35 protein-coding genes are annotated in these 24,091 nt (G+C 58.7%); 2 read left to right on the top strand and 33 right to left on the bottom strand.

Annotated elements, in window-relative coordinates:
• Positions 1-31: 31 nt before the first annotated feature.
• The 7 genes from RSE16_06605 to RSE16_06575 form a co-directional block, all read right to left on the bottom strand.
• A complete protein-coding gene (locus RSE16_06605) occupies positions 32-559 on the bottom strand; it encodes a hypothetical protein (protein ID WRH77128.1) in 528 nt (175 codons plus the stop codon).
• Positions 560-675: 116 nt separating this feature from the next.
• Entirely contained in the window at positions 676-1,209 is a 534-nt protein-coding gene (locus RSE16_06600) for a hypothetical protein (protein ID WRH77127.1), read from the bottom strand.
• Positions 1,210-1,344: 135 nt separating this feature from the next.
• Entirely contained in the window at positions 1,345-2,199 is an 855-nt protein-coding gene (locus RSE16_06595) for a diacylglycerol kinase family protein (GenBank protein ID WRH77126.1), read from the bottom strand.
• A gap of 36 nt (positions 2,200-2,235) precedes the next feature.
• Positions 2,236-2,892, bottom strand: coding sequence for a class I SAM-dependent methyltransferase (locus RSE16_06590; GenBank protein ID WRH77125.1), 657 nt, complete (start codon positions 2,890-2,892; stop codon positions 2,236-2,238).
• Between the two features lie 37 nt (positions 2,893-2,929).
• Complete coding sequence (locus RSE16_06585; protein ID WRH77124.1) at positions 2,930-4,723, bottom strand: hypothetical protein; 1,794 nt, start codon at positions 4,721-4,723, stop codon at positions 2,930-2,932.
• 37 nt (positions 4,724-4,760) lie between these two features.
• Positions 4,761-6,989, bottom strand: a complete 2,229-nt coding sequence (locus RSE16_06580; protein ID WRH77123.1) for a prolyl oligopeptidase family serine peptidase — start codon at positions 6,987-6,989, stop codon at positions 4,761-4,763.
• 61 nt (positions 6,990-7,050) lie between these two features.
• Entirely contained in the window at positions 7,051-8,142 is a 1,092-nt protein-coding gene (locus tag RSE16_06575) for a transcriptional regulator (GenBank protein WRH77122.1), read from the bottom strand.
• 190 nt (positions 8,143-8,332) lie between these two features.
• On the opposite strand from RSE16_06575, the gene RSE16_06570 reads away from it, so the two are divergent.
• Together RSE16_06570 and RSE16_06565 are read left to right on the top strand one after the other, a co-directional pair.
• Positions 8,333-8,776, top strand: a complete 444-nt coding sequence (locus RSE16_06570) for a hypothetical protein (protein WRH77121.1) — start codon at positions 8,333-8,335, stop codon at positions 8,774-8,776.
• Between the two features lie 3 nt (positions 8,777-8,779).
• Positions 8,780-9,226 carry a hypothetical protein gene (locus RSE16_06565; protein ID WRH77120.1) on the top strand — a complete coding sequence of 149 codons (447 nt, stop codon included), beginning with the start codon at positions 8,780-8,782 and terminating at the stop codon, positions 9,224-9,226.
• 62 nt (positions 9,227-9,288) lie between these two features.
• Here RSE16_06565 and rplQ read toward each other — a convergent pair whose 3' ends face one another.
• The 26 genes from rplQ to rplB form a co-directional block, all read right to left on the bottom strand.
• Positions 9,289-9,705, bottom strand: coding sequence for a 50S ribosomal protein L17 (rplQ, locus tag RSE16_06560; protein WRH77119.1), 417 nt, complete (start codon positions 9,703-9,705; stop codon positions 9,289-9,291).
• Positions 9,706-9,819: 114 nt separating this feature from the next.
• The gene (locus RSE16_06555; GenBank protein WRH77118.1) at positions 9,820-10,881 is read right to left on the bottom strand and encodes a DNA-directed RNA polymerase subunit alpha; all 1,062 of its coding nucleotides are present in this window, start codon (positions 10,879-10,881) and stop codon (positions 9,820-9,822) included.
• A 103-nt stretch (positions 10,882-10,984) separates the two neighbouring features.
• Positions 10,985-11,374, bottom strand: coding sequence for a 30S ribosomal protein S11 (gene rpsK / locus RSE16_06550; protein ID WRH77117.1), 390 nt, complete (start codon positions 11,372-11,374; stop codon positions 10,985-10,987).
• Positions 11,375-11,422: 48 nt separating this feature from the next.
• Positions 11,423-11,791, bottom strand: a complete 369-nt coding sequence (gene rpsM, locus RSE16_06545) for a 30S ribosomal protein S13 (protein WRH77116.1) — start codon at positions 11,789-11,791, stop codon at positions 11,423-11,425.
• Positions 11,792-11,970: 179 nt separating this feature from the next.
• On the bottom strand, positions 11,971-12,876 hold the full coding sequence (gene rimK / locus RSE16_06540) for a 30S ribosomal protein S6--L-glutamate ligase (GenBank protein WRH77115.1): 906 nt from the start codon (positions 12,874-12,876) through the stop codon (positions 11,971-11,973).
• Entirely contained in the window at positions 12,873-13,364 is a 492-nt protein-coding gene (locus RSE16_06535; GenBank protein WRH77114.1) for a RimK/LysX family protein, read from the bottom strand. The genes rimK and RSE16_06535 overlap by 4 nt, the downstream gene beginning before the upstream one ends.
• Before the next feature lie 8 nt (positions 13,365-13,372).
• Positions 13,373-14,128 carry a hypothetical protein gene (locus RSE16_06530; GenBank protein WRH77113.1) on the bottom strand — a complete coding sequence of 252 codons (756 nt, stop codon included), beginning with the start codon at positions 14,126-14,128 and terminating at the stop codon, positions 13,373-13,375.
• A gap of 61 nt (positions 14,129-14,189) precedes the next feature.
• Positions 14,190-14,834 carry an adenylate kinase gene (locus RSE16_06525; GenBank protein WRH77314.1) on the bottom strand — a complete coding sequence of 215 codons (645 nt, stop codon included), beginning with the start codon at positions 14,832-14,834 and terminating at the stop codon, positions 14,190-14,192.
• Between the two features lie 57 nt (positions 14,835-14,891).
• On the bottom strand, positions 14,892-16,268 hold the full coding sequence (secY, locus tag RSE16_06520; GenBank protein WRH77112.1) for a preprotein translocase subunit SecY: 1,377 nt from the start codon (positions 16,266-16,268) through the stop codon (positions 14,892-14,894).
• A gap of 167 nt (positions 16,269-16,435) precedes the next feature.
• Complete coding sequence (rplO, locus tag RSE16_06515; protein WRH77111.1) at positions 16,436-16,951, bottom strand: 50S ribosomal protein L15; 516 nt, start codon at positions 16,949-16,951, stop codon at positions 16,436-16,438.
• Between the two features lie 184 nt (positions 16,952-17,135).
• Positions 17,136-17,312 (bottom strand): 50S ribosomal protein L30, encoded by a 177-nt coding sequence (rpmD, locus tag RSE16_06510; GenBank protein ID WRH77110.1) that lies wholly within the window; start codon positions 17,310-17,312, stop codon positions 17,136-17,138.
• A gap of 6 nt (positions 17,313-17,318) precedes the next feature.
• Positions 17,319-18,008: a 30S ribosomal protein S5 gene (rpsE, locus tag RSE16_06505; protein WRH77313.1), complete on the bottom strand. Its 690-nt coding sequence runs from the start codon at positions 18,006-18,008 to the stop codon at positions 17,319-17,321.
• Between the two features lie 2 nt (positions 18,009-18,010).
• Positions 18,011-18,364 (bottom strand): 50S ribosomal protein L18, encoded by a 354-nt coding sequence (gene rplR, locus RSE16_06500; GenBank protein ID WRH77109.1) that lies wholly within the window; start codon positions 18,362-18,364, stop codon positions 18,011-18,013.
• A 3-nt stretch (positions 18,365-18,367) separates the two neighbouring features.
• Positions 18,368-18,901, bottom strand: coding sequence for a 50S ribosomal protein L6 (gene rplF / locus RSE16_06495; GenBank protein ID WRH77108.1), 534 nt, complete (start codon positions 18,899-18,901; stop codon positions 18,368-18,370).
• A complete protein-coding gene (rpsH, locus tag RSE16_06490; GenBank protein WRH77107.1) occupies positions 18,901-19,296 on the bottom strand; it encodes a 30S ribosomal protein S8 in 396 nt (131 codons plus the stop codon). Before rpsH ends, rplF begins: the two co-directional genes overlap by 1 nt.
• Before the next feature lie 12 nt (positions 19,297-19,308).
• Complete coding sequence (rpsN, locus tag RSE16_06485) at positions 19,309-19,614, bottom strand: 30S ribosomal protein S14 (protein WRH77106.1); 306 nt, start codon at positions 19,612-19,614, stop codon at positions 19,309-19,311.
• A gap of 44 nt (positions 19,615-19,658) precedes the next feature.
• On the bottom strand, positions 19,659-20,240 hold the full coding sequence (rplE, locus tag RSE16_06480) for a 50S ribosomal protein L5 (GenBank protein WRH77105.1): 582 nt from the start codon (positions 20,238-20,240) through the stop codon (positions 19,659-19,661).
• Positions 20,233-20,556 (bottom strand): 50S ribosomal protein L24, encoded by a 324-nt coding sequence (gene rplX / locus RSE16_06475; protein ID WRH77104.1) that lies wholly within the window; start codon positions 20,554-20,556, stop codon positions 20,233-20,235. Before rplX ends, rplE begins: the two co-directional genes overlap by 8 nt.
• Positions 20,557-20,558: 2 nt before the next feature.
• Entirely contained in the window at positions 20,559-20,927 is a 369-nt protein-coding gene (gene rplN / locus RSE16_06470; protein WRH77103.1) for a 50S ribosomal protein L14, read from the bottom strand.
• Positions 20,928-20,930: 3 nt separating this feature from the next.
• Positions 20,931-21,203 carry a 30S ribosomal protein S17 gene (gene rpsQ, locus RSE16_06465; GenBank protein WRH77102.1) on the bottom strand — a complete coding sequence of 91 codons (273 nt, stop codon included), beginning with the start codon at positions 21,201-21,203 and terminating at the stop codon, positions 20,931-20,933.
• Positions 21,204-21,217: 14 nt separating this feature from the next.
• Positions 21,218-21,427 (bottom strand): 50S ribosomal protein L29, encoded by a 210-nt coding sequence (rpmC, locus tag RSE16_06460; GenBank protein ID WRH77101.1) that lies wholly within the window; start codon positions 21,425-21,427, stop codon positions 21,218-21,220.
• The gene (gene rplP, locus RSE16_06455; GenBank protein ID WRH77100.1) at positions 21,424-21,861 is read right to left on the bottom strand and encodes a 50S ribosomal protein L16; all 438 of its coding nucleotides are present in this window, start codon (positions 21,859-21,861) and stop codon (positions 21,424-21,426) included. Before rplP ends, rpmC begins: the two co-directional genes overlap by 4 nt.
• A 20-nt stretch (positions 21,862-21,881) precedes the next feature.
• On the bottom strand, positions 21,882-22,586 hold the full coding sequence (gene rpsC, locus RSE16_06450; GenBank protein WRH77099.1) for a 30S ribosomal protein S3: 705 nt from the start codon (positions 22,584-22,586) through the stop codon (positions 21,882-21,884).
• 3 nt (positions 22,587-22,589) lie between these two features.
• A complete protein-coding gene (gene rplV / locus RSE16_06445) occupies positions 22,590-22,970 on the bottom strand; it encodes a 50S ribosomal protein L22 (protein ID WRH77098.1) in 381 nt (126 codons plus the stop codon).
• Positions 22,970-23,248 carry a 30S ribosomal protein S19 gene (gene rpsS / locus RSE16_06440; GenBank protein WRH77097.1) on the bottom strand — a complete coding sequence of 93 codons (279 nt, stop codon included), beginning with the start codon at positions 23,246-23,248 and terminating at the stop codon, positions 22,970-22,972. Before rpsS ends, rplV begins: the two co-directional genes overlap by 1 nt.
• A 3-nt stretch (positions 23,249-23,251) precedes the next feature.
• A complete protein-coding gene (gene rplB / locus RSE16_06435; protein WRH77096.1) occupies positions 23,252-24,088 on the bottom strand; it encodes a 50S ribosomal protein L2 in 837 nt (278 codons plus the stop codon).
• Between the last annotated feature and the right edge of the window lie 3 nt (positions 24,089-24,091).

Genomic DNA, 24,091 nt, shown 5'->3' with positions numbered 1-24,091 from the left:
CGGAAATGGCCCACCGCCATGCCTTTTTTTCCTAGATTTCGCGGTCGCCGAAGCGGATCGTTTCGACCCGGCCATCATTCACTTCGCACGTGAAATTGTCTGCGCCAACAGAGCCGGTCACCTGCCAGCCATTGCCGTCGCGCACGACCGATCCGATCTCGTCAACACGATCATTGGCGCGACCTTCTGCGGCATCGGTACAGGCGCGCACCGCGCTGCTGACATCGTCACGGTCGCTTTCCGGGCGCTCATCCGTGTCGCGGCCCCGATAATCGTTGTCATAATCCCGTTGGGGCGCTCGATCCTTGTTGGCCGATCCTGCAATCGCCGCAATGGCTGCAATCAGCCCGATTCCAAGGATGACATCACCCGCATCAACGTCGAGCCGGCGGTCGCGCCCATAGCGGCGGCGATATTCGGCAACAGAGGCATCGGCAATGCCTGCATGCTGGACGCGCACATGTTCGCGCACGCCGGTTGCAGCCATAACCGGTAATGGCGTTGTCACCACCATAGCGGCCAAGCCAGTGGCCAATGCGGCCTTGATCGTCATTTTCATTAAAACCTCCTGCACAAAGGAGGGGTCACACCCCGTTTTTTGTCACCATGAACGGTCCAGCCTGTCGCCAGGCTGAACCGTCCTGCGTCATTCAATGGTGGGTCTGCCCCATGGCCCTAGCGCCAGCGATCAAGCCCGCGATAATCGACGTCAACCACACGTCCACGTTCGACATAGCAGGTAAAGCGGCCCTTGTCGTAACCACGATCATAGCCGCGGTCATAACGGTCGCGCCCGCGCCAGCCATCCTTGACGACTACATTGCCCGAAACGCGATAGCCATAACGGGTGCGGTCGATATCGAAGATCCGCGTCACATCCGAACGGCTGTAACGGCTGCCCCAACGCTCAACGGCATTGACGCACTGGTTCACCGCAGCACGGCTGCCACCCCGGCTATAGTTGTAATCATAGCCGCCATTATAGCGACCGCGGTCATAGCGATCGTCGCGATCACGGCCACGATAGTCATCGTCGCCGCTTGAAAGGATCGCGGCAAGGCCGCCAATCACCAGCGCCCCGGCAATAACTTCACCCGCGCTGATCCCGTCATTGTCGCGATAGCGATCGCGCGCCTGCGCAGGGGCGGCGAGCGAGACCATGGCTGCTGCAGCACCTGCGCCAAGCACGCTTTTGGTCAAAAAGCTCATCTGTCTTCTCCTGAACGGCAGCGGGATTATTCCCGCCGTCAAAAGGAGGATTATGCGATTCGACCTGATGCTTTGCTGAATCGACTTGTCAGCTATTGTTCATAAAAATTGCCGTTTGCATGAACAATTGCCAAGTCAGGCGAGTATCGGAGCACCGCTCACCTGAAATCTGGCAGGCAGCGACGCGGCGATATCACCATCAACCTGCACAAGCTCTTCCTGGTCGCTTTCGACGCAGACATTGCGCCCCTGCAGGCAGCATATATTTGCCATTGCCGAGGGTCGCCCTAGCACCATGGCCAGCACGAACGCCAAATAATCGCGCCGCCGCGCACGGCGCAGCGCCACGACATGAAGCAACGGCGAGTCGAGGCGCGCATCGGGCGCAAAGCTCCATGGCCCGGCGTAGAAACGCCCTTTGGCGATATACACTGCCTCGCAAATTACCGTCTCGCCATCGACCTCGACGTTCAGTTGCGGTCGTTGCCAGTTCAGCCAGCTGCGTATCATCGATGCGCCATAGGCCAGACGGCCAATATGTTTCTTGAGCGCAAGCGAGACATTCGCCACCGCGCGCGCATCGGGCCCGATACTCGCGCATACCAGAAATGCAGTACCATTGACGGTGCCGGGATAGACGGGGCGCGGTTCACGCCTGATCGCTCTTTTGACAAAACGTCCGGGCTGCCGGCTTGTCCGCCATTCGCGTGCCGCGAGGTTGATCGTTCCAGCAGGGAAGATATCAACGGGCTTGCCGGCATTGCGCAGCGCCGGATCGGTTAGCACATGGCGCACCGTGCCGTCGCCGCCAGCTATGCAGATCCGCGCTACATCATCAACGAGTGTGAAACCGTTGCGCGGCGAACTTTCGCAGACCAGCGTATCAAAGCCATGCGCAGCCCAAGCGGCACGCAGCCCATCGATCCGGCGGGACGAATAGCCCCCCGCATCGGGGTTGCATACAAGCTGGACGATCGGTCGCGATACCATTGCCCGAAGGCGTAGCCGCCACCGGCAAAAATAAGGTTAACCCACCCGGGCCTCACCCCATTCGATCCAGCCAAACGGCCGGGGCGTTTTGGGCATATAGCCCTTTTCCGATGCCGCAATGGCAAAGCCCGCATCCGCATAGGCATCGGTGATCGGGCGGGTCAGGTGGCAATTGCCGCCAATCCGCTTCCAGACCGGTTCGATGCGGCGCTGCCATGTCTGCACCGGCGCATCGGGGGCGCGGCCATGTTCCAGGAACAGCGCCTTGCCACCGGGGCGCAGCACGCGGCGCATTTCAGACAAGACCTGCCGCTGATCATCGACCGAACAGAGGGTGAAAGTGACAAGCACTGTATCGAAACTGGCATCGGCAAAGGGGATCGCCTCACCCACACCGCCCCGAATATCGGCGACCATGCCCTTGGCCTGCGCCGCTTCACGGCTGCGGTCGAGCAAGGCAGCCGATGGATCGACCCCTGCAAAGCTTGTGATTTTCGTGGCATCGTAAAAGGCCATGTTGATCCCGCCACCACAGCCTAGTTCGAGCACGTCGCCCGACGCTTGCGGAACGATCCGGCTGCGCGCCTTCATGATCTGCGGCTGGGCACAGGCGCAACCGATCAGGCGCGGCACCATATGCCGCTCCCACCAGCTTGCCGGCCGTGGTTGCCATGCCTGTGCATCATCTTGCATCGCCAAGTCCTCTCTTGCCCCAGCGACCTAGGTCAGCCTATTTTTTTGCTGCCTTCGCCGCCGCCTTACGTGCCTCAATTGCATCATAGCCCGGTTTCAACGCATCGCGCACCTCTTTCACGCTGATCAGTCGGCTCTTTTTGGCGGCCCATTCCGCAGGCAGGTTTGCACTGTCGAGCATCACGATCCGCAGCTGCGATTCAAAACCGGCATCCATGGCATTGCCACCCCAGCCATAACCATAGCTGATCGTCTGCGTCCGCTTGATCGACCGGCGCGCGAGCAGGATGAAACTGTCCTTGCCTTCCTTCTCGGTATATTGCGCCGCCGCCAGCAGCGCCAATTCGTCAGCCATCGGGCCGGTGCCGCTAAACGTGCCAAAGCGGACCGTGCTAATGTCGCTGCCCTTTTCACGCGCCTGCGAATAGCCCTTACCATTGCCGAACAGCCATTCACTGCCGCCCCAACCGAAATTGGGCACATCTTTCAGATATTCCGCCTCGGGCAACATCCTCGAGAGATCGGCATTTTCAATCCGGAACAGGTCATTGGCGATTGCCTCGTCAAGATTCTTGATCAGTTTGGCAACCTCGGCACCTTCGTCTGCGCCCCTGAACTTCAGTTGGCGCATGATATCGATCCCGGCAACAGTACCCACGCCAAGCGCGGTGCTATCACGTTCGGTCAATTCCTCGGCGAACTTGGTCAGCGCATCTGCACGCAGTGCAATCGCCTTTTCCCATCGGCCGATCAGATCCGAAAGCTGCGCGCCCTTTGCCTTGCGCGCTTCATAATCGCGCAATTTCCCTTTGGAGATTTTCTCGCCTTTCAGCGCAACCGGAGCTTCCCCGACGAATTCGGTCACATCGGCGCGGGCATCTGTAATCAGGCTTACGCCCTTTCCGCTTTGCCCCAGCCCCGACCAAATATAGGCGCGCTGCATATCGAGTTCGATTTTCTTCTGAACATCGCTGCCCAGGCCGCCCGTCCCGCTCATCACCCATCCGCTTTGCGGTTTGGGATCGATCAGTGAGACTTCGTCTGCAAAACGGCTCGCCGCCTCAAGGTTGCCGCGCCAGATATAGAGCGGCACAATTAACCGCATCACATCAGGCTGCCAACGCACCTTGCCGGCATTGCGCGCCAGCATCGCGTCAATATCCTTGCTGAAATGGAATCGGATACGATCGATCGCCCCGCCCAGCGCGATTGCATGTGGCCGTATTACAGCAATCCTGTCCAGCTCCGCATTGGCCGCTTCAATCTTGTCGCTGCGCCCCAACGCAATTGCGCGCAACATACCATTGCCGATAGCAATGCCGCCGTCGAACAGCGGATCGGCTGCTGCTGCTCCGATTGCATCCGACGCAGAGAGATCGGCGATTGCCTGATCAAGATCCTTGAGCGCAATGAGATAGACCGCGCGCCGTTGCAAAAGCCGGGCGCGCATATCCCAATCATCGTCTTCATCGGCCGTTACAGCGAGGAGCTTGTCGCACGCTTCCAGCGCCTTTTGATTGGACGCCGGCAAACGCGATGGCAGTCCGAAACAGCTTGCCAGCGCCGCGCGGCGATCCTTTTTCAACTGCTTGCGCACTTTCGGATCGGTAAGATCCATGGGCTTCGCCTCAGGGGGCGGGCCATAATCCTTGGGTTCAGGTTCCACAGGTGTCAGCGATGGTGGCATCGCCATAGCAGGCGGCGGAGGCGACAGCACCGCTCCTTCTCCCTGCGCCACCACTGCATCCTGCGCAGCACCAACGCTGCCCGCACCGCCAAGCAACAGCGCGGCGGCGGCAATTGCCTGCCGCGACCTTAAACCCGCACCCATAATATCCCCCGTTTGAAACACCGCCCTACCGGCTAAATCAGTTGACCTTCACCTTATCATCGGCCGCCAAATCAAGCCCCGTCCATTTTGCGAGGAAGGCGTAAATTTCGCTATATTCCTCAATCAGCTTGTCTGTCGGCTTGCCGCTGCCATGACCAGCCCGGCTTTCGATGCGGATGATTTTCGGCTTGCTGCCGGTATCCGCTGCCTGCAAGGCTGCGGTATATTTGAAGCTATGCCCCGGCACCACGCGGTCATCGGTGTCAGCAGTCGATACGATCACCGCCGGATAATTCACGCCCGACTTGATGTTGTGATAGGGCGAATAGGTCAAAAGATTGCGGAAATCGGCTTCCTTATTTGGATAGCCATAATCGTCGACCCAGTAACGGCCCGCGGTGAAACGGTCGAAACGCAACATGTCCATCACGCCTACCGCGGCATGGCCGGCGGCGAACAGATCAGGCCGCTGGTTGACGACCGCGCCGACCAAGAGCCCGCCATTGGAACGGCCTTCGATCGCCAGCTTGTCCTTGGTGGTGATGCCTTGCTGCACCAGATATTCGCCTGCTGCGATGAAATCATCAAAGACATTCTGCTTGTTGAGCAGTCGCCCGGCATCGTGCCACGGTTTGCCATATTCGCCGCCGCCGCGGATATTGGCGAGCGCAAATACGCCGCCCGACTGGATCCACGCCATCCGCGTCGGGCTGTAACCCGGCAGCGAAGAGATGTTAAACCCGCCATAAGCATAGAGCAAGGTCGGCGCGCCCTTGCTGATATCCAGTCCCTTTTTGTGGACGATGAACATCGGGATTTTTGTACCATCCTTGCTGGGATAGAATATTTGGGTGAGCGTAACATCCTCTGGCTTGAAGGCGAGCTTAGGCAGCGCAAAGGGCGTCGATTTGCCTGTGCGCGAATCGAAACGGTAAATCGCCCCCGGCTGGTTAAAGCTGGAAAAAGCGTAGAAGGTTTCGGAATCGCCCGGCTTGCCCGAAAAGCCTGAGGCTGTGCCGATGCTGTTGAGGCTGATCTGCTGCACCGGTTTGCCGTTCAAGTCGGTCATCAGCGCCATCGACGCCGCGTCCTTCAGATAGGACAGCACCAGCCGGTCACCGACAATCTGCGCACTGGCGAGGGTTTCGGCCCGTTCGGGGATGACATCGGTAAATTCATATGCCTCACCCATGCAAACATTGTTGGGATCGGACATATCTTCGCATGCAACGCGGTTCAGCACCCGCGATTTCAGGTTGGCCTTGACCACTTTCAGCTTGGGTGCGCCCTTGTTGGTGACGAAATAGAGCGTGTCGCCAATGCCCTCGACCAGTTGCCAGTCATAGTCCAACCCGGCGACCAGCGACTGTGCCTTCCATTCGCGTTTCTTGCCGAGCGGAATCAGGTTGAGCTCATATTTCTCGTCGGTCCCCGACGAACTGGTCAGCAGCACCCAGCGCCCATCTTGCGTTACTTGCGCCGAATGCCCCAACTCCTTTCGGTCTGGCGTCGCATAGACCAGCTGATCCTCGCTCTGCGCCGTGCCGATCTTGTGGAAATAGACCGTCTGGTTGAAATTCAGCTGTTGGAACGCTTGGCCCTCCTTTGGTTCGGCAAAGCGCGAATAGAGGAAGCCTTCATTACCGACCCAGGCGATATTGGTGAACTTTGCCCATTTGATGTCATCGCCAACCGGTTTGCCGGTTGCAACATCCAGCACGCGGATCGTCCGCCAGTCCGACCCGCCATCCTGGATCGAATAAGCAAGCAGCTTTCCATTCTGCGATGGCACCCAGGCATCAAGCGCGGTCGCCCCATCCTTGGCCCATGTGTTCGGGTCGATCAGGATGCGGTCGGCACCCTTAAGCCCCTTGCGCACATAGAGCACCGACTGGTTCTGCAGCCCATCATTCTTCGTAAAGAAATAATAGCCACCCGCTTTTTCCGGCAGGCTGTACCGTTCATAGTTGAACAGTGCCTTCATCTTTGCAGCCAGCGCTTCCTTACCCGGCATGCTATCCAGATAGCCATCCGCGACGGCCTTTTGCGCGGCAACCCAATCGGCGACATCCTTGCTGTTGCGGACGTCATCCTCCAGCCAGCGATAAGGGTCAGCGACCTTCACACCAAACTGTTCTTCTACCAGATCAACCTTGCGGGTTCCCGGATAGGCCAGCTGCGCCGCGGGTGTCGCAGCGGTTTCGCCGGCATAAGCGGCAGGCGCCAAGGTCATGGCAGCAACGCCAAGCAACAAAGTGAAACGCATGGGGGCATCAACCTCTCTTCGATGCAATCAAACAGGAGGACTGCCTAATGCGTCAGGAGGATCAAGCCAATGCTTTTGGATGAGCATCACGCCGATTTTCGACCAACGCGAAATGGCGGCCCGCAAGGGTCAAAGCCGCAGCGACCGCAAGGCAGAACAGCCCGGCCTCCGCCGCTGTCGTCACGGCTTGGGTGACAGGGCCAAGCCCGGCCTCCCCGAAAAGCGCACCCATGCCATCCAGCCGCAGCCGAGCCTGTGGAAACTGCTTTGCCAATGCTGTCAGACTGCCGCTGAGAAGATGTCCTCCAGCAAGAATGATTGCCAAACCTGCAAGCTGACCAATGACCAGCGCGAGAAACAGCCCGCGGCGGAACGACAGTAACTGCGAAAAACGGACCGCCACCGCTGCCGCGGCGCCGAGAAGTGCACCTTCAAAGGCGCCGGTAAAATGCGTCGGTGCCGATCCGAATAACAAAATGAAGGCATCATGCCCCAACAGGCGGGCCAAGCCGCCGAGGATTATTCCTCCCAAGGCACCTCCTGCCAGATCGCTGGCCCAACCGCTGCCGGCAAAATGCCGTGCCGCGGCAATGCCAAAGCCCACCCCTGCGCCGCCCAATGTGGCGAGCAGCAATGTCAGAAGCCACAAAATCACAAAACTTGATAAAGCCGCGCTACCGGCAGCAACATTGGCAGCAGCGGCAAAACCGTAGATCAAACCGCCGACAAAGCCTGCGACTGCGCCGCCTGCCATTCCCGCAAGTCCCGTCACCAAAAACCGTTGCAACGGCGTTAATCTGCCCGCGGTTGCGATTGCAAAAAGGGGTGCGTCGAACGCCCTTTCGACAACGGCTACAAAGCGATAGCCATATTTGGGAACGGTCTGGATGAAATCGGGACTTCCGGCATTATCGCCCAGCGCTTTACGCAGTTCCTTGATGCACTGGGTCAAGGCTTCATCGGTTACCGGAACCCCGTGCCAGACCTCATCAAAGAAACGTTCCTTGGCGATCAACTGCCCCGGCTCGGCCACCAAAAGAGCCAGCGCATCAAAATAACGTCCAGAGAGATCGATCTGTTCGCCGGCACGGCTGACCGTCCGGTTGGCAGGATCAAGCCGGAATTCGCCGAACCGATAAGCTTCAACCTGCATTTTTCACCAATTACTCACAAGTTGCTCATGCCTTTGCATGCCGTCCTGACTTAGCCCGCTATTTCATTCATGTATCGAGGCAAAAGCAATGCAACAGCAGAATCTGGACGCAAAAAAATCCGGCACTTCCCCCGGGCGAATCATCGGCTGGGGGGGATTGGGCTGTTTGCTCCTGCTTCCAGCGGTAGCAATGCAATTCACCGATGAGGTCAATTGGGACGAAACCGATTTCATCGTCGCAGGCCTTATCTTTTCCATCGTCGGCGGCCTTGTCGAACTGGCCGTGCGGCTATCATCAAACTGGTTCTACCGCATCGGTGCCTTTTTCGGGACTTTTTCCGGCTTCGTGGTCGTCTGGTCAAACCTCGCCATAGGCATGATCGGAAATGAGAATAACCCGATCAACCTGCTGTTCATCGCCGTGTTGCTGATTGCATTGGGCGGTGCAATTCTGGGCCGCTTTCGCAACACGGCACTGGCACGGGCCATGCTGCTTGCTGGTTTGGCACAGGCAGCCATCGGCTTCGGCTTCGGCGTGCTGGGCGCAGACATGCGCGGCGGCATCTTCACTCTGATCCTGTCGAGCCTGTGGTTCTTCTCGGCAACATTGTTCCACGCCAGCCGGGAGACTTAATGCATGCCGAAGACGCCAACACCTTTATGGCTTTCCACTTGGGCACTGGTGATCACCCAACCGATCATCATCCACATTTTTTTCTGGAATCTGGGAATATCCGGCCGGTTGCCCGCGGACGGGGATTCAATTGGCATCCCTATAATCGGCAATCTCGTAGTTTGGATGATTGTGGCTCCTTTTCTGCTTTTTTTCACATGGCTGATGTTAGGTCGGTACAATCCCAATAACCGCTTCTTTGCATGGGATAGGTGCCGGCCTATTCGTTCAAGCACCGCCAGCATCACATTGGGCGGATGCGCAATCGCCTTTATGGCATTGTCGATGATCGATTTGGGAACGGCCTATGCGTGGTATGAACATATGCTGGCCATCTACCTATTTTTTTGGGCGGTCTGGTTTTTGGCGATGCGGGCTGTCGTCATAGGGCAATTGCCGAGATCACCATAAACAAACGAAAAAGGGCGGCCCCAGCCGGGACCGCCCTTTTGCATTTCAGTCGAAGAAAGCGATCAGGCCGCTTCTTCCAGATCCGCTTCAACCGGGCCAGAGTCCTGACCCTTGGCGCTGGTGTCGCGATCAACCAGTTCGATGATCGCCATCGGCGATGCGTCCGAGGCGCGGTAACCGGCCTTGATGATGCGGGTGTAACCGCCGTTGCGATCAGCATAGCGGGTCGCAAGCACATCAAACAGCTTGGCAAGCTGCGCATCGTCCATCAGGCGGCTGTGCGCGAGGCGACGGTTGGAAAGGCCGCCCTTCTTTGCAAGCGTGATCAGCTTTTCGACATAGGGGCGAAGTTCTTTCGCCTTGGCAACGCCGGTGGTGATCTGTTCATGCTTGATGAGCGAAGCCGCCATGTTGCGCAGCATCGCAATGCGATGGCTGCCGGTGCGGTTCAGTTTACGTTGGCCAACCTTATGGCGCATGATCTTTTCCTTCGTTCGTAAGAGGGCCGTGCAAGGTACCCCAGTCCAGGCAGCAATTCGGGCCGCTGCCAGTTGCCCTTTTCCTCTCCCCTGAAGGGGAGAGGTTTATTAGGTTCAGCCCAGCAGTTCCTGCTCAAGCTTCTTGGCCATTTCCTCGATATTCTCGGGCGGCCAGCCAGGAATGTCCATGCCGAGGCGCAGGCCCATCGAGCTGAGGACTTCCTTGATTTCGTTGAGTGACTTGCGGCCAAAATTCGGCGTACGCAGCATCTCGGCTTCGCTCTTCTGAACGAGGTCGCCGATATAGATGATGTTGTCGTTCTTGAGGCAGTTGGCCGAACGGACCGACAGTTCCAACTCGTCGACCTTCTTGAGGAGGTAACGGTTGAGCTGGTTGGCATCCGATTCGTCGCTCGAAGCAGGTGCAGCGGCAAGGCCGATCATCGGCGAACTTGCAGCCATGGCTTCTTCGAAGTGGACGAACACCTGCAACTGATCCTGAAGGATGCGTGCGGCATAAGCCACAGCGTCTTCCGGGGTCACGGTGCCATCGGTTTCGATCGTCAGGTTGAGCTTGTCATAATCCAGCTCCTGACCGATGCGCGCATTGTCGACCTTGTAGGCGACCTGGCGAACCGGCGAATAGAGCGAGTCCACCGGGATCAGGCCGATCGGCGCGTCAGCCGGACGGTTGGCAACAGCAGGGACATAACCCTTGCCGGTGTCAGCCGTGATTTCCATGTTGAGCGTCGCGCCATCGTCGAGGTGGCAGATCACGAGATCCGGGTTCATCACCTGGATGTCGCCAGTGACAGCAATGTCACCTGCCTTCACAGTGGCAGGGCCGGTAGCCGAGAGCTGCATGCGCTTCGGGCCTTCGCCTTCCATGCGCAGCGCGACCTGCTTGATGTTGAGGACGATGTCGGTGACATCCTCACGCACGCCGGCGAGCGAGCTGAATTCGTGCAGCACATTCTCGATCTTGATCGAGGTGATGGCCGCACCCTGCAATGAGGAGAGCAGAACGCGGCGCAGCGCGTTGCCGAGCGTCAGGCCAAAACCGCGCTCCAAAGGTTCGGCGACGAAAGTTGCCTTGCGGCGACCGTCGCCTACGGGCTTCGTTTCGAGGCCCATGGGCTTTTTCAGTTCCTGCCAGTTCTTCATGTTGACGGACATGGATTTCCCCTAGGTTGGGCGGGACCGGCCAGTTGGGTGCACCGTACCGGACCGCCTGAAAAAAGAAGGATGTGGGCGATAACGCCCACGCCCTTAAAACGGTTCAGACGCGGCGGCGCTTCGACGGACGCACACCATTGTGCGGGATCGGGGTTACGTCGCGGATCGAGGTGATGGTGAAACCAACAGCCTGCAGTGCGCGCAACGCGCTTTCGCGGCCCGAACCCGGACCTTTGACTTCGACTTCGAGGGTGCGAACGCCATGCTCCGCTGCCTTCTTGCCGGCATCTTCTGCTGCGACCTGCGCGGCATAAGGGGTCGACTTGCGGCTGCCCTTGAAGCCCATCATGCCGGCGCTGGACCAGCTGATCGCATTGCCCTGGGCGTCGGTGATGGTGATCATCGTGTTGTTGAAGCTGGCGTTGACATGGGCAACACCCGCCGAAATGTTCTTGCGTTCGCGCCGTTTGATGCGCTGAGGTTCGCGTGCCATTTTGCTCTATCCTGTCTGTATCTGGGAGAAGCTGCGGTAAAACCGCGCTTACTTCTTCTTGCCGGCGATCGGCTTTGCCTTGCCCTTGCGAGTGCGCGCATTGGTATGCGTGCGCTGGCCACGGACGGGAAGGCCCTTGCGATGGCGCAGGCCGCGATAGCAGGCGAGATCCATCAGGCGCTTGATGTTCATCGCGGTGTTGCGACGAAGATCGCCTTCGACGGTGTAACCGGCGTCGATCGTTTCACGAATCTTCAGGACTTCGGCGTCCGAAAGATCCTGGACCCGGCGAGCGTGGTCGATTCCCAGCGTATTTGCAATTTCGACCGCTTTGGTGCGGCCAATGCCATGGATGTAGGTGAGCGCGATGATTACGCGCTTGTTGGTCGGTAGGTTAACCCCGGCAATACGTGCCAATTTCTTGCTCCTTGCTCCACAGGGCCGCCAATGGCCACCCTATCTCAACGCGAAAGTGATGGATCCGACAACGCAGAAAAAACCAGCTCGCGCACAAGAGCGCTGCTGGCTTTACCAGTGTGACGGATGACGTTCCTCTAATGTGAGTCGCAAAGGGTGTCAAGCCGCGGATCTCGGCCTTATCCCTTGCCCTTGGTCCCGGTCTTACCGGCGACGGCATTATCCTCGATGAACTGGATAATCTTCGTTGCAATATCCTTGTTGGTGGCTTTTTCAATCCCTTCCAGCCCGGGCGAACTGTTCACTTCCATGATCACCGGACCATGGTTTGATCGCAACATATCAACCCCTGCGACATTCAGCCCCAGCGCCCGTGCCGCGCGCACCGCCGTCGAGCGCTCCTCCGGCGTGATCTTGATCGCGCTCGCGCTTCCGCCACGATGCAGGTTCGACCGGAAGTCGCCATCTGCGCCTTGCCGCTCCATTGCGGCAACAACCCTGTTGCCGATAACAAAGGCCCGGATATCGCTGCCATTGGCTTCCTTGATGAATTCCTGCACCAAGATGTTCACATTCGCACCGCGAAACGCCTCAATCACCGATCGTGCACTATTCTCTGTTTCGGCAAGAACGACGCCGATGCCTTGCGTTCCTTCAAGCAGTTTGATCACCACAGGGGCGCCGCCGACCATCTGGATCACCTCGCCGGTCTGTCGCGGATCATGGGCGAAGGCGGTCACCGGCAGACCCAGCCCCTTGCGCGCAAGGATCTGCAATGACCGCAGCTTGTCGCGGCTGCGGCCGATGGCGACGCTTTCATTGAGCGGCCAGATCTTCATCATCTCGAACTGGCGCAGCACGGCCAGGCCATAAAATGTCACCGACGCGCCGATGCGCGGGATAACGGCATCATAGCGCTTGATCTTCTCACCTTGGTAAAAGGCCTCTGGCCGGTGTGATGTGATGTTCATCGTCACGCGCAGCGTGTTCAATATGTCGACATCATGGCCCCGCGCCCGAGCCGCTTCGGCAAGACGCTGGTGTGAATAAAGCCCGGCATTGCGCGCGAGCATTGCGATTTTCATTTGTCCTCCGATGGTGCAGGCTTGCCTAGCACCCATTTTCGTCCGCTGTTGACCAGCAAGAGACCGCGGCGCAATGCCCGCCGTCCGATCAGGACGGGAAAGGCCATCGACGCGCGGTTCGCCAGCGTCAGCTGAGATTTCCAGCAATATTTGCCTAAGCAAATCTGCGTTTCGATTACATGACGGTACTGCTGTTCCCCATTCGAACTGCGCACCTGCCGCCGGTCGACCACCGGCGCTTCAAAGCGGCGGGCCTTCTGCCCCGGAAAAGGTCGAAACCAGAATTCCACCCATTCCCTGCCTTCGCGTTCAAAGGCGCGGATGCCGGTGGCATGGATAGAACTGGTCGCTGCCCCGGTATCCATTTTGGCATGGATTTCACGCAGGTCCAATCCGGGAAGGTCGACTAGTTCGCACCAGCCAATCTCGGTCTTACTCCGCACCCGCATCTTGCGTTGCGCGGGTCGCACCACATCCTGCCGGGACATTGCCCGGATTATTCCGGCTGCGGCGGGCTATCAGGCTCTACCGCTTCAGGCTTTCCGCTTTTTTCGACTTCGATCGATTCGACAATCGCGCCAAGATCGGGGCGCGCAACATCAAGCTTGGGCGCCGGCTGCTCCGCCGCCTCGGCCTTCGCGGCTTCGTCCTTTGCCTTGTCTTCAACTTTGGCGGGTTCGGCGCTTTCATTCCCGATGACCTTGCCCAATGGGCGGATCATCCGTTCAAACTGTTCGCGCAGAACATTATCGACCGCTGGTGCGATATCCGATGTCTTGAAGCGCATATAGCCGCCAACAACATAAGAGAAGCTGATCCGCGTACCGCCGCCGCTTTTCAGCGGTTCCATGGCGATGGTCAGCGTACCGGTTGCCGCCTCAGCCTGCAATGGACCAAGCCCTCCCGACATACGCAGCACCCTGCCCGGCTGGGCAAAAAGCACCCGCATATGTTCGACGCTGCCCTTGGGCGTGATCTTGCCGTCTGCGTCCTTTTCTTGGATCAGTTCGCAAAAGCAGCCGCCGGCCTGCGGATCGATGTAGAAACCCTCAACGCTACCAGACCAGCTGTGCGCGGGGTTCCACCAATCCTTGGGCGACATCAGCTTTTTCCAAACATCATCAGGCGTGCCGAGCACGTCGGCGGCGTGGAGAGTGGAAAAACCCTGTTCGGTAAGTGTTTTGACCTCGGCCTGCGCCGGGGTCGTGATGAGCGCCAACAATGCGGCGCCCGATAACAGATATTTGCTCATGCGCCCCTTTAGCCGACCGAGCCTCAGCTCGGCAATCGCGATTGCGGACGCTGCGACAAAATCAACCGAGAATGGCGGCAATGCCGGTGGTCACGTCACCAATGTCGGCCATGCCATCAACTTTGCTGACCAATCCGCGCGCCTCGTAAATCGGCAGGATGGGCTCGGTCTTGGCGCGATACTCACCCATGCGGGTGCGCACGGTTTCTTCATTATCGTCGGGACGGCGCTTAAATTCGGTCGATCCGCATTTGTCGCAAACGCCATCCTGCGCAGGCTTCTTGAAATGGTCGTGATAACCTTCGCCGCAATTGGCGCAGGTGAAACGGCCAACGATGCGTTCGACCAGCGCGTCTTCATCGACGACCAGTTCGATCACATGATCAAGGGTGCGGCCACGTTGTTCAAGAATTTCGTCAAGCGAATGGGCCTGCGCCTCAGTGCGCGGATAGCCGTCGAAGATCACGCCGGTGTCGGCCGACAGCGCATCGAGCGCCTCCCCGATGATGCCGGAGACGATTTCGTCCGAAACCAGTTCGCCTGCATCCATCACGGCCTTTGCCTTCAGGCCAATCGGCGTTCCCGCCTTGACCGCAGCGCGCAACATGTCGCCGGTCGACAATTGCACCATGCCGCGTGTGTCAACCAACAGACCTGCCTGCGTTCCCTTGCCCGCGCCCGGAGGCCCCAGAAGGATGATGTTCAGCGTCTTGCCCACCTTGTTGTTCCCCGCCCGTTTAATCCGGCACCGCGATGCGGCGACTTAGCGCCCGCGATTGCCCTTCAATTTCGCTTTTTTCAACAGATCGCCATATTGGTGCGCCATCATATGACCCTGGATCTGTGCGATCGTGTCGACCGTCACATTGACCAGGATCAGCAGGCTGGTGCCGCCAAGCACGAAGAACTGCGTTTGCCCAGTTTGCCCCATCATGAAATCAGGAAGAAGGCAGACCAACGTCAAATAAGCAGCGCCCAGCACGGTAATGCGCGTCAGCACATAATCGAGATAATCCTGGGTGTTCTTGCCAGGGCGGATGCCCGGAATGAAGCCACCAGCTTTTTTGAGATTTTCCGCAGTTTCTTCCGGATTGAACACAACCGCGGTGTAGAAGAAGCAGAAGAAGACAATGCCAAGGCCATACAGCGCCAGATAGACGGGCTGGCCATGCTGCAACCATTGCAGCAACTGGATCATGAAATCGCCGCTCGCACTTTCACCGGCAACCTGATTGCCGCCAAGCTGGCTGATCGTGACAGGCAGCAGTAGCAGCGAGCTTGCGAATATCGGCGGGATAACGCCTGCGGTGTTGAGCTTCAGCGGCAAGTGGCTGCGGTCGGCCTGCATCATCCCGCGCTGCGTTGCGCGTTTTGGATATTGCACAAGCACACGCCGCTGCGCCCTTTCGACAAAGCAGATCAAAAGCGTCAGTCCGACGAACATCGCGATGAAGCCCACAACGATATAGCCGCTGATCGAGCCGGTGCGGCCGCCTTCGAGAAGGTTGGCGATCAGTCGCGGCATCTGGGCGACGATGCCCGCCATGATGATCAGCGAAATACCATTGCCGATACCGCGGCTGGTGATCTGCTCACCCAGCCACATCAGGAACAGCGTGCCACCGATAAGGCTGATCGTTGCGACCAGACGGAACATCATACCGGGTTCGACAACCGCGCGAATGCCGTTTGCAGCTGCGAGCGATTCAAGCCCCGCAGCAAGGAAATAACCCTGCACCGCAGTCAGCAACACCGTGCCATAGCGGGTATATTGGTTGAGCTTCTTGCGCCCGCTTTCACCCTCTTTCTTGATCGCGGCGAGCGTTGGCGACAGTGAAGCCGCAAGCTGCACCACGATAGACGCGGTGATATAGGGCATCACGCCCAGCGCGATGAGGCTCATACGTTCAAGCGAACCGCCCGAGAAGGTATTGAAAATGTCGAGGACACCGCCTGCCGCATTATTCGCATAAAGCGCGGCCTGCGCCACCGGATCGACACCAGGCAGCGGCACGAAGCTCAAAAGCCGGAAAACGATCAGCGCGCCAATCGTGAACCAGATGCGGTTCTTCAAATCGGTTGCTTTTCCAAAGTTGGAAAAATTGATGCTCGATGCCAGCTTGTCGGCTCGCGATGCCATGAGGTGTCTTTCCCTTAAATCCCGATTGCTGCGCTAGCGATAAGCGCCCGTGCAATCTACCCCGAATTTTTCAGCTCATCCTGAAACGACAAGCCCCGCTGGCCCATATCGGCCGAAAGCCAATATTGGACCGCGGGGCCGGTTCGACAAGTGCCTTTCGGCCTTTGTCACTTTGCCTTTTTGGCGCTACCCTTTTTCTCGGCGGCCTTTTCAGCTGCCGGCTTGACGACCAGCACGTCAACCTTACCGCCAGCTTTCTCGACTGCTTCGATGGCTGCCTTCGATGCACCGGCAACCGAAAGCGTCACTTTCGCGGTCAACGAACCCTTGGCAAGAAGGCGAACGCCATCCTTGCCGCCACGGGCGAGACCGGCAGCCTTGAGGGCCGCATGGTCGATGGTTGCACCAGCGTCCAGTTTCTTTGCGTCGATGAACTTCTGGATCATGCCCAGATTCACTTCGGCGTAATCCTTGGCGAAGATGTTGTTGAAGCCACGCTTCGGAATGCGCATGTGAAGGGGCATCTGACCACCTTCAAAGCCGTTGATCGACACGCCCGAGCGCGATTTCGCACCCTTTTGGCCGCGTCCTGCGGTCTTGCCCTTGCCAGAGCCGATGCCGCGCCCGACCCGCATCTTGCGGTGACGTGCGCCTTCATTATCACGGATATCGTTCAGTTTCATGTCTTGCACTCGCTTTCGCTTTGTTTCGCGCCCTCTCCCGCGACCGGGAGAGGCAATGAGACTAGGGTTGGTAAAGCAACACCTAGTCGCAACGGAGAGGGCATATACCCCCTCCAAGTCCAGCTAGCCAGCAAATTGGCAAGCCTTCCTAATCCTCTCCCGCAGGCGGGAGAGGGGCTATCTATTAGCCGACAACCTCAACCATGTGCCGCACAGTGCGGATCATGCCGCGCACTTCGGGGGTGTCTTCCAGTTCGACCACCTTGTGCATCTTGTCGAGGCCCAGGCCCTGCAGCGTCTTGCGCTGAACGGCGGGGCGGCGGATCGGCGAACCGGTCTGCTTGATTTTGATCTTTGCCATTATCGCTTACTCCGCAATCGCTTCGGCGTCGGCTTCGGCAGTCTTGCTGCCACCGCGACCCAGAAGGTCGGCGATTTTCTTGCCGCGACGCTGCGCCACCGATTTCGGGCTGGTCTGATCGACCAGAGCCGCAAAGGTAGCGCGGATCATGTTGTAGGGGTTCGATGTACCGATCGACTTGGTCACCACGTCTGCAACGCCAAGGCTTTCGAACACGGCGCGCATCGGACCACCGGCGATGATGCCGGTACCGGCAGGAGCCGAGCGGACATAGACCTTGCCAGCGCCAAAACGGCCAGTGCCATCATGGTGCAGGGTGCGGCCGTCCTTCAACGGAACGCGGACCATTTTCTTCTTGGCAGCGGCAGTTGCCTTGTTGATCGCTTCAGGCACTTCGCGAGCCTTACCATGACCAAAGCCGACACGGCCCTGACCATCGCCGACAACGACGAGTGCTGCAAAACCGAAGCGCTTACCGCCCTTTACAGTCTTCGAAACGCGGTTGATGTGGACGAGCTTTTCGATCGTGCCATCATCTTCTTTTTCTTCGCGCGGCTTGCGGTCTTCGCGGCGGCCACGGCCACCACCTTCACCGCGCCCACGACCACCGCGGCCACGGCGTGCTTCACCCTCGGGTGCAGCACCGCTTGCGTCAACGGCGACGACTTCTTCGCTTGTGTTGTTTTCGTCAGCCATCATCAGAACTCCAGCCCGCCTTCACGGGCAGCATCGGCCAGCGCCTTCACGCGGCCATGGAAGAGGAAACCGCCGCGATCGAACACGACGCTGGTGACGCCGGCCTTCTTCGCAGCTTCAGCGACGCGCTTGCCGACTTCGGCTGCAGCAGCCGCAGTCGCGCCAGTCGTTGCCTTGGCACTCTTGTCGTTGGTGGAAGCCGAAGCCAGCGTAACACCTTTCGCGTCGTCAATGACCTGGGCGTAGATGTGACGGCCAGTGCGGTGCACCGACAAACGGGGACGTCCGGCAACCTGCGCACGCAGTTTCGAACGAACGCGCTGACGGCGCTTTTCAAAGAGAGACAGTTTCGGCATGGCTTATTTCTTCTTCCCTTCTTTGCGGAAGATATATTCGCCGCGATATTTGATGCCCTTGCCCTTATAAGGCTCCGGCTTCCTCCAGCGGCGGATTTCGGCAGCAACCTGCCCAACCTTCTGCTTGTCGATTCCCGTGATTTCCACCGTGGTGTTATCGGGAGTCTTGATTTCGATGCCTTCCGGAACGTCGAAGTTCACATCATGGCTGTAGCCAAGCTGCAGCTTCAGGGTCGCACCCTGAGCCGTCGCGCGATAGCCGACGCCGGTGATTTCGAGGACCTTTGTGAAGCCTTCGGTCACGCCGGTCACCAGGTTCTGCACCAGCGTACGCTGCATGCCCCAGAATGCACGTGCTTCCTTGCTCTTGTTAGCAGGCTGCACCGACACGCCCTCGTCCTTGATCTCATAAGAGATCAGGTCGCTCATCGGCATGGTGAGTTGGCCCTTGGGGCCCTTCACCGAAAGCACGCCATCAGCCGTGCTGGCAGTTACGCCAGCAGGAATGGCAACGGGTTTCTTACCAATGCGGCTCATTAGAACACCTCCGCCAGGATTTCGCCGCCCACATTCTGTGCGCGCGCTTCGGCATCCGAAAGCACGCCCTTAGGGGTCGAAACGATGGTGATACCGAGACCGTTGCGGACGATCGGAAGTTCCGAGCTGCCCGAATAGACACGGCGCCCCGGCTTTGAAACGCGGGCAACATGCTGGATCGCGGGCTGGCCCTCGAAATATTTCAGTTCGATGCGCAGGCCCTTGTGGGCGCCCAGATCTTCTTCGCTATAGCCACGGATGTAGCCTTCGCGCTGCAACACGTCGAGGACGCGGGTACGCAACTTCGAAGCGGGCGAAACGACAGAGTCTTTCTTCGCGCGCTGGCCGTTGCGGATACGGGTGAGCATATCACCCAAAGGATCGGTCAATGCCATTTTCTCTATCCCTTACCAGCTCGATTTCGTCACGCCGGGGATCAGGCCCTTATTGGCCAGATCGCGCAACTGGATACGGCAGAGCCGGAATTTGCGGTAATAAGCGCGGGGGCGGCCCGTGGTTTCGCAACGATTGCGAACGCGGGTCGGGTTTCCGTTGCGCGGGATCTCGGCCAGTTTCAGGCGCGCGATCAGGCGCTCGCTGTCGTCTTTCGACTCGTCATTGGCAATTGCCTTCAGCCGGGCATATTGCCCTGCATATTTCTTGACGAGCTTCTTGCGACGCTCATTCTTATTAATGGAACTCAGTTTCGCCATGACTTAAGTTCTCGTCCTTTCTGACAAGAGGGCGAAAGCGGACATTATGCCGCTTCCTTTTCCTCTGCTTGTTCTTGCGGGAAGGGGAAGCCGAACAGGCGGAGAAGCTCACGGGCTTCGTCGTCGCTGTTGGCGGTGGTGGTTACGATGACATCCATACCGCGGACGGTATCGATTGCGTCATAGCTGATTTCCGGAAAGATGATCTGCTCTTTCAGACCCATGGCGAAGTTGCCACGGCCGTCAAAGCTGTTCGGGTTCAGGCCACGGAAGTCGCGGATGCGGGGCATCGCGATCGTGACGAGACGATCCAGAAATTCATACATGCGGGCGCCGCGCAGTGTCACCTTGACACCGATCGGCATGCCTTCGCGCAGCTTGAAGCCGGCGATCGACTTGCGGGCACGCGTGACAACCGGCTGCTGGCCAGCGATCAGCTTCATTTCCTCAAGTGCGGTCGTAACCTTCTTCTTGTCTTGCGAACCCTCGCCCACACCCATGTTGAGCGTGATCTTTTCGATCTTCGGCACTGCCAAGCGATTGGCGTAGCCGAATTTCTCGGTCATCGCCGCAGCGATCACCTCTTCATAACGCTGCTTAAGGCGCGGCGTATATTTGTCAGCCATCGATCTTCTCCCCGGACTTCACGGCGACGCGAACCTTCTTGCCGTCGGTGCCGGTTTCAATACGAACGCGGGTCGCCTTGCCCGACTTGGGGTCGGCAAGCGCTACGTTCGAGACGTGCAGCGGAGCTTCGAACCGGTCGAGGCCGCCCTGCGGGTTAGCCTGGGTCGGCTTGCGATGACGCACGGCAACATTGACGCCCGCGACGACGACTTTCGACGCCTTGGGGTCGACGCGGGTGACTTCGCCAGTCTTGCCCTTGTCCTTGCCGGCGAGCACGACAACCGTGTCACCCTTTTTGATCTTTGCCATAGCCATGATTACAGCACCTCCGGTGCCAAGCTGATGATTTTCATGTGGTTCTTGGCACGCAGTTCACGAACAACGGGGCCAAAGATACGCGTACCGATCGGTTCCTTGTTGTTACCGATCAGAACGGCAGCATTGGTATCGAAACGGATGACCGAACCATCGGCGCGACGGATGTCCTTGCGGGTGCGAACGATGACGGCCTTGTGGACGTCGCCCTTCTTCACCTTGCCGCGCGGCTGGGCTTCCTTGATCGACACCACGATGATGTCGCCAACGCCAGCAGTACGACGCTTGGAACCGCCGAGAACCTTGATGCACTGGACGCGCTTGGCGCCGCTGTTGTCAGCCACATCGAGATTGGATTGCATCTGGATCATGGCTTAACCTTCCGCGAGTTCAGCAGCCGGAGTGGCAGCAGCGGTAACCCGCTCAACCAGCTTCCAGGTCTTGTTCTTCGAAATAGGCGCGCATTCCTGAATGCGAACCACTTCACCCGCAACAGCCGAGTTCGACTCGTCATGCGCATGATATTTCTTCGAACGACGGATGATCTTGCCGTAAAGCGGGTGCTTCACCTTGCGCTCGACGAGCACAACGACCGTCTTGTCGTTCTTGTCGGACACCACAGTGCCGGTAAGAATACGTTTAGGCATCGGTTGTTGCCTCCTTATGCCGATTGCTTGGCAGCGTTGGAACGCTCGCCCTGCAGGGTTTTGATACGCGCGATGTCGCGGCGCACTTCGCGGATGCGAGCCGGCTTTTCAAGCTGGCCGGTGGCACCCTGAAAGCGCAGGTTAAACTGCTCACGCTTCAGTTCGCTCAACTGCGCAGCGAGCTGGTCGTCAGTCTTGACGCGCAGGTCTTCGGTCTTGCTCATCCTTCGGCTCCCAGGTGCGAGGTGTCACCCAGACGGGCAACGACCTTGGTCTTGATCGGCAGCTTCATTGCCGCACGGCTGAATGCCACGGCAGCGATCTGGCCGGGAACGCCATCGAGTTCGAACAGGATGCGGCCAGGCTTAACCTTGGCTGCCCAATATTCGACCGAGCCCTTACCTTTACCCTGACGAACTTCGGCAGGCTTTTTCGATACAGGCACGTCGGGGAACACGCGGATCCAGAGACGACCCTGACGCTTGATGTGACGGGTGATGGCACGACGCGCAGCTTCGATCTGACGCGCGGTGATCCGCTCCGGCTCAAGGGCCTTCAGGCCATAGCTGCCGAAGTTCAGTTCGGTTCCACCCTTGGCATTGCCAGAGATGCGGCCCTTGAACTGCTTGCGGAATTTGGTTTTCTTAGGTTGCAACATGATGCTTGCCTATTCTCTTATCAGCGGCGGTCAGACTGCGGGCGAACGCCCGAGGTCTGAGCTTCCATCATCAAGCGATCGGTCGCCATCGGATCATGGCCAAGGATTTCACCCTTGAAGATCCAGACCTTGATACCGATGATGCCATAAGCGGTGAGCGCTTCGGCTTCGGCATAGTCGACATTCGCACGCAGTGTATGCAGCGGAACGCGGCCTTCGCGATACCATTCGGTACGGGCGATTTCCGCGCCGCCCAAACGACCACCGCAGGTGATCTTGATGCCTTCTGCACCGAGGCGAAGCGCCGACTGCACCGCGCGCTTCATGGCACGACGGAATGCGATACGGCGGATCAGCTGATCTGCAACACCCTGGGCAACGAGCTTGGCGTCGATTTCCGGCTTGCGGATTTCGACAATGTTGAGGCTGACGTCGGCGTCGGTATATTTGCCGATCGCTTTCTTCAGCTTCTCAATGTCGGCACCCTTTTTGCCGATGATCACGCCGGGGCGCGCCGCATAGATCGAAACGCGGCACAGCTTGGCCGGACGCTCGATCACCACCTTCGAAATCGCAGCCTGGGGCAGCGTCTTCATGATGAACTTGCGGATGTTGATGTCTTCCAGCAGCATGCGGCCATAGTCCGCACCTTCGGCGAACCAGCGGCTGTCCCACGTGCGGTTGATCTGCAGGCGGAGGCCGATCGGATTGCTCTTCTGACCCATGACTTATGCCTCTTCTTGCTGTTCGCGAACGACGATGCGCAGGCGGCTGAAAGGTTTGATGATGCGGGTCGACTTACCGCGACCACGAGCGTGGAAACGCTTCATGGTCAGCGCCTTGCCAACACTGGCCTCGGCAACGACAAGGCTGTCGACGTCAAGGTTGTGGTTGTTTTCCGCATTGGCGATGGCCGAAGCCAGCACCTTCTTCGCATCAACAGCCATCGCACGCTTCGAGAAGCTGAGGATGTTGAGCGCTTCTTCGACCTTGCGGCCACGGATCAGCGCAGCAACCAGGTTCAGCTTCTGGGCGGAACCACGAATGGTGGTGCCGACAGCCAAAGCTTCCTTGTCGCCAACGCGACGGGGGGCGGCTTGCTTACCCATTAGCGTTTGCCCTTCTTGTCTGCGCCGTGACCATGATAGGTACGGGTGGGAGCGAATTCGCCGAGCTTGTGGCCGACCATGTCTTCATTGACAGCGACGGGCACGAACTTGTGGCCATTATAGACGTTGAACGTCAGGCCAACGAATTGCGGGAGGATGGTCGAGCGGCGCGACCAGGTCTTGATCGGACCAGCCTTTGCACCGGCATCCTGTGCGGTTTCTGCCTTTTTCAGCAGATAAAGGTCGACGAACGGACCTTTCCAGACGGAACGAGCCATGACTTACCTCTTCTTCTTCGCATGACGTGACCGGATGATCATCTTGTCAGTCGATTTGTTCGAACGGGTGCGTGCACCCTTGGTCGGCTTGCCCCATGGCGTCACCGGATGGCGACCGCCCGAGGTCCGGCCTTCACCACCGCCGTGCGGGTGGTCGACCGGGTTCTTGGCAACACCGCGGGTAAGCGGCTTGATGCCCTTCCAGCGGTTGCGGCCTGCCTTGGCCAGCGTCTGGTTCGAGTTGTCGGGGTTCGAAACCGCGCCAACCGTGCCCATGCAGCTGCCCAGAATGTAGCGCTGTTCGCCCGAGTTCAGACGGACGATGACCTTGCCGCCATCACGACCGACGAGCTGCACATAAGTGCCTGCCGAACGGGCGATCTGGCCACCCTTGCCCGGCTTCATCTCGACATTGTGACAGATGGTGCCAACCGGCATCTGCGACAGGAGCATCGCATTGCCCGGCTTTACGTCGGTCTTTTCGCCTGCGACGATGGTGTCACCGACATTCAGGCGCTGCGGCGCGAGGATGTAGGCAACTTCGCCATCTTCATATTTCACCAGCGCGATGAACGCGGTGCGGTTGGGGTCATATTCCAGACGCTCGACCACCGCCGGCATGTCCCATTTGCGGCGCTTGAAATCGACGATGCGATAACGCTGCTTGTGACCGCCGCCGATACCGCGCGAGGTAACGTGACCCTTGTTGTTGCGTCCGCCGGTCTTATTCTTGCCTTCGGTCAGCGCCTTGACGGGCTTGCCCTTGAAAAGGCTCGAACGGTCGACAAGCACGAGGCCGCGACGCGCCGGGCTGGTTGGTTTGTAGCTCTTGAGTGCCATTTT

The organism is Sphingobium sp., assembly GCA_035196065.1.
Classification (GTDB): domain Bacteria; phylum Pseudomonadota; class Alphaproteobacteria; order Sphingomonadales; family Sphingomonadaceae; genus Sphingorhabdus_B; species Sphingorhabdus_B rara.
Note: the sequence above shows the minus strand (reverse complement) of the source record. Positions and strands in the feature narration are given on the sequence as shown.

What these genes read in the sequence shown, in the direction of transcription:
- RSE16_06605 (WRH77128.1), bottom strand. Translation starts at nt 559, where the DNA reads ATGAAAATGACGATCAAGGCCGCATTGGCCACTGGCTTGGCCGCTATG.
- RSE16_06600 (WRH77127.1), bottom strand. Translation starts at nt 1,209, where the DNA reads ATGAGCTTTTTGACCAAAAGCGTGCTTGGCGCAGGTGCTGCAGCAGCC.
- RSE16_06595 (WRH77126.1), bottom strand. Translation starts at nt 2,199, where the DNA reads ATGGTATCGCGACCGATCGTCCAGCTTGTATGCAACCCCGATGCGGGG.
- RSE16_06590 (WRH77125.1), bottom strand. Translation starts at nt 2,892, where the DNA reads ATGCAAGATGATGCACAGGCATGGCAACCACGGCCGGCAAGCTGGTGG.
- RSE16_06585 (WRH77124.1), bottom strand. Translation starts at nt 4,723, where the DNA reads ATGGGTGCGGGTTTAAGGTCGCGGCAGGCAATTGCCGCCGCCGCGCTG.
- RSE16_06580 (WRH77123.1), bottom strand. Translation starts at nt 6,989, where the DNA reads ATGCGTTTCACTTTGTTGCTTGGCGTTGCTGCCATGACCTTGGCGCCT.
- RSE16_06575 (WRH77122.1), bottom strand. Translation starts at nt 8,142, where the DNA reads ATGCAGGTTGAAGCTTATCGGTTCGGCGAATTCCGGCTTGATCCTGCC.
- RSE16_06570 (WRH77121.1), top strand. Translation starts at nt 8,333, where the DNA reads ATGCAATTCACCGATGAGGTCAATTGGGACGAAACCGATTTCATCGTC.
- RSE16_06565 (WRH77120.1), top strand. Translation starts at nt 8,780, where the DNA reads ATGCCGAAGACGCCAACACCTTTATGGCTTTCCACTTGGGCACTGGTG.
- rplQ (WRH77119.1), bottom strand. Translation starts at nt 9,705, where the DNA reads ATGCGCCATAAGGTTGGCCAACGTAAACTGAACCGCACCGGCAGCCAT.
- RSE16_06555 (WRH77118.1), bottom strand. Translation starts at nt 10,881, where the DNA reads ATGTCCGTCAACATGAAGAACTGGCAGGAACTGAAAAAGCCCATGGGC.
- rpsK (WRH77117.1), bottom strand. Translation starts at nt 11,374, where the DNA reads ATGGCACGCGAACCTCAGCGCATCAAACGGCGCGAACGCAAGAACATT.
- rimK (WRH77115.1), bottom strand. Translation starts at nt 12,876, where the DNA reads ATGAAAATCGCAATGCTCGCGCGCAATGCCGGGCTTTATTCACACCAG.
- RSE16_06535 (WRH77114.1), bottom strand. Translation starts at nt 13,364, where the DNA reads ATGTCCCGGCAGGATGTGGTGCGACCCGCGCAACGCAAGATGCGGGTG.
- RSE16_06530 (WRH77113.1), bottom strand. Translation starts at nt 14,128, where the DNA reads ATGAGCAAATATCTGTTATCGGGCGCCGCATTGTTGGCGCTCATCACG.
- secY (WRH77112.1), bottom strand. Translation starts at nt 16,268, where the DNA reads ATGGCATCGCGAGCCGACAAGCTGGCATCGAGCATCAATTTTTCCAAC.
- rplO (WRH77111.1), bottom strand. Translation starts at nt 16,951, where the DNA reads ATGAAACTGAACGATATCCGTGATAATGAAGGCGCACGTCACCGCAAG.
- rpmD (WRH77110.1), bottom strand. Translation starts at nt 17,312, where the DNA reads ATGGCAAAGATCAAAATCAAGCAGACCGGTTCGCCGATCCGCCGCCCC.
- rpsE (WRH77313.1), bottom strand. Translation starts at nt 18,008, where the DNA reads ATGGCTGACGAAAACAACACAAGCGAAGAAGTCGTCGCCGTTGACGCA.
- rplR (WRH77109.1), bottom strand. Translation starts at nt 18,364, where the DNA reads ATGCCGAAACTGTCTCTCTTTGAAAAGCGCCGTCAGCGCGTTCGTTCG.
- rplF (WRH77108.1), bottom strand. Translation starts at nt 18,901, where the DNA reads ATGAGCCGCATTGGTAAGAAACCCGTTGCCATTCCTGCTGGCGTAACT.
- rpsH (WRH77107.1), bottom strand. Translation starts at nt 19,296, where the DNA reads ATGGCATTGACCGATCCTTTGGGTGATATGCTCACCCGTATCCGCAAC.
- rpsN (WRH77106.1), bottom strand. Translation starts at nt 19,614, where the DNA reads ATGGCGAAACTGAGTTCCATTAATAAGAATGAGCGTCGCAAGAAGCTC.
- rplE (WRH77105.1), bottom strand. Translation starts at nt 20,240, where the DNA reads ATGGCTGACAAATATACGCCGCGCCTTAAGCAGCGTTATGAAGAGGTG.
- rplX (WRH77104.1), bottom strand. Translation starts at nt 20,556, where the DNA reads ATGGCTATGGCAAAGATCAAAAAGGGTGACACGGTTGTCGTGCTCGCC.
- rplN (WRH77103.1), bottom strand. Translation starts at nt 20,927, where the DNA reads ATGATCCAGATGCAATCCAATCTCGATGTGGCTGACAACAGCGGCGCC.
- rpsQ (WRH77102.1), bottom strand. Translation starts at nt 21,203, where the DNA reads ATGCCTAAACGTATTCTTACCGGCACTGTGGTGTCCGACAAGAACGAC.
- rpmC (WRH77101.1), bottom strand. Translation starts at nt 21,427, where the DNA reads ATGAGCAAGACCGAAGACCTGCGCGTCAAGACTGACGACCAGCTCGCT.
- rplP (WRH77100.1), bottom strand. Translation starts at nt 21,861, where the DNA reads ATGTTGCAACCTAAGAAAACCAAATTCCGCAAGCAGTTCAAGGGCCGC.
- rpsC (WRH77099.1), bottom strand. Translation starts at nt 22,586, where the DNA reads ATGGGTCAGAAGAGCAATCCGATCGGCCTCCGCCTGCAGATCAACCGC.
- rplV (WRH77098.1), bottom strand. Translation starts at nt 22,970, where the DNA reads ATGGGTAAGCAAGCCGCCCCCCGTCGCGTTGGCGACAAGGAAGCTTTG.
- rpsS (WRH77097.1), bottom strand. Translation starts at nt 23,248, where the DNA reads ATGGCTCGTTCCGTCTGGAAAGGTCCGTTCGTCGACCTTTATCTGCTG.
- rplB (WRH77096.1), bottom strand. Translation starts at nt 24,088, where the DNA reads ATGGCACTCAAGAGCTACAAACCAACCAGCCCGGCGCGTCGCGGCCTC.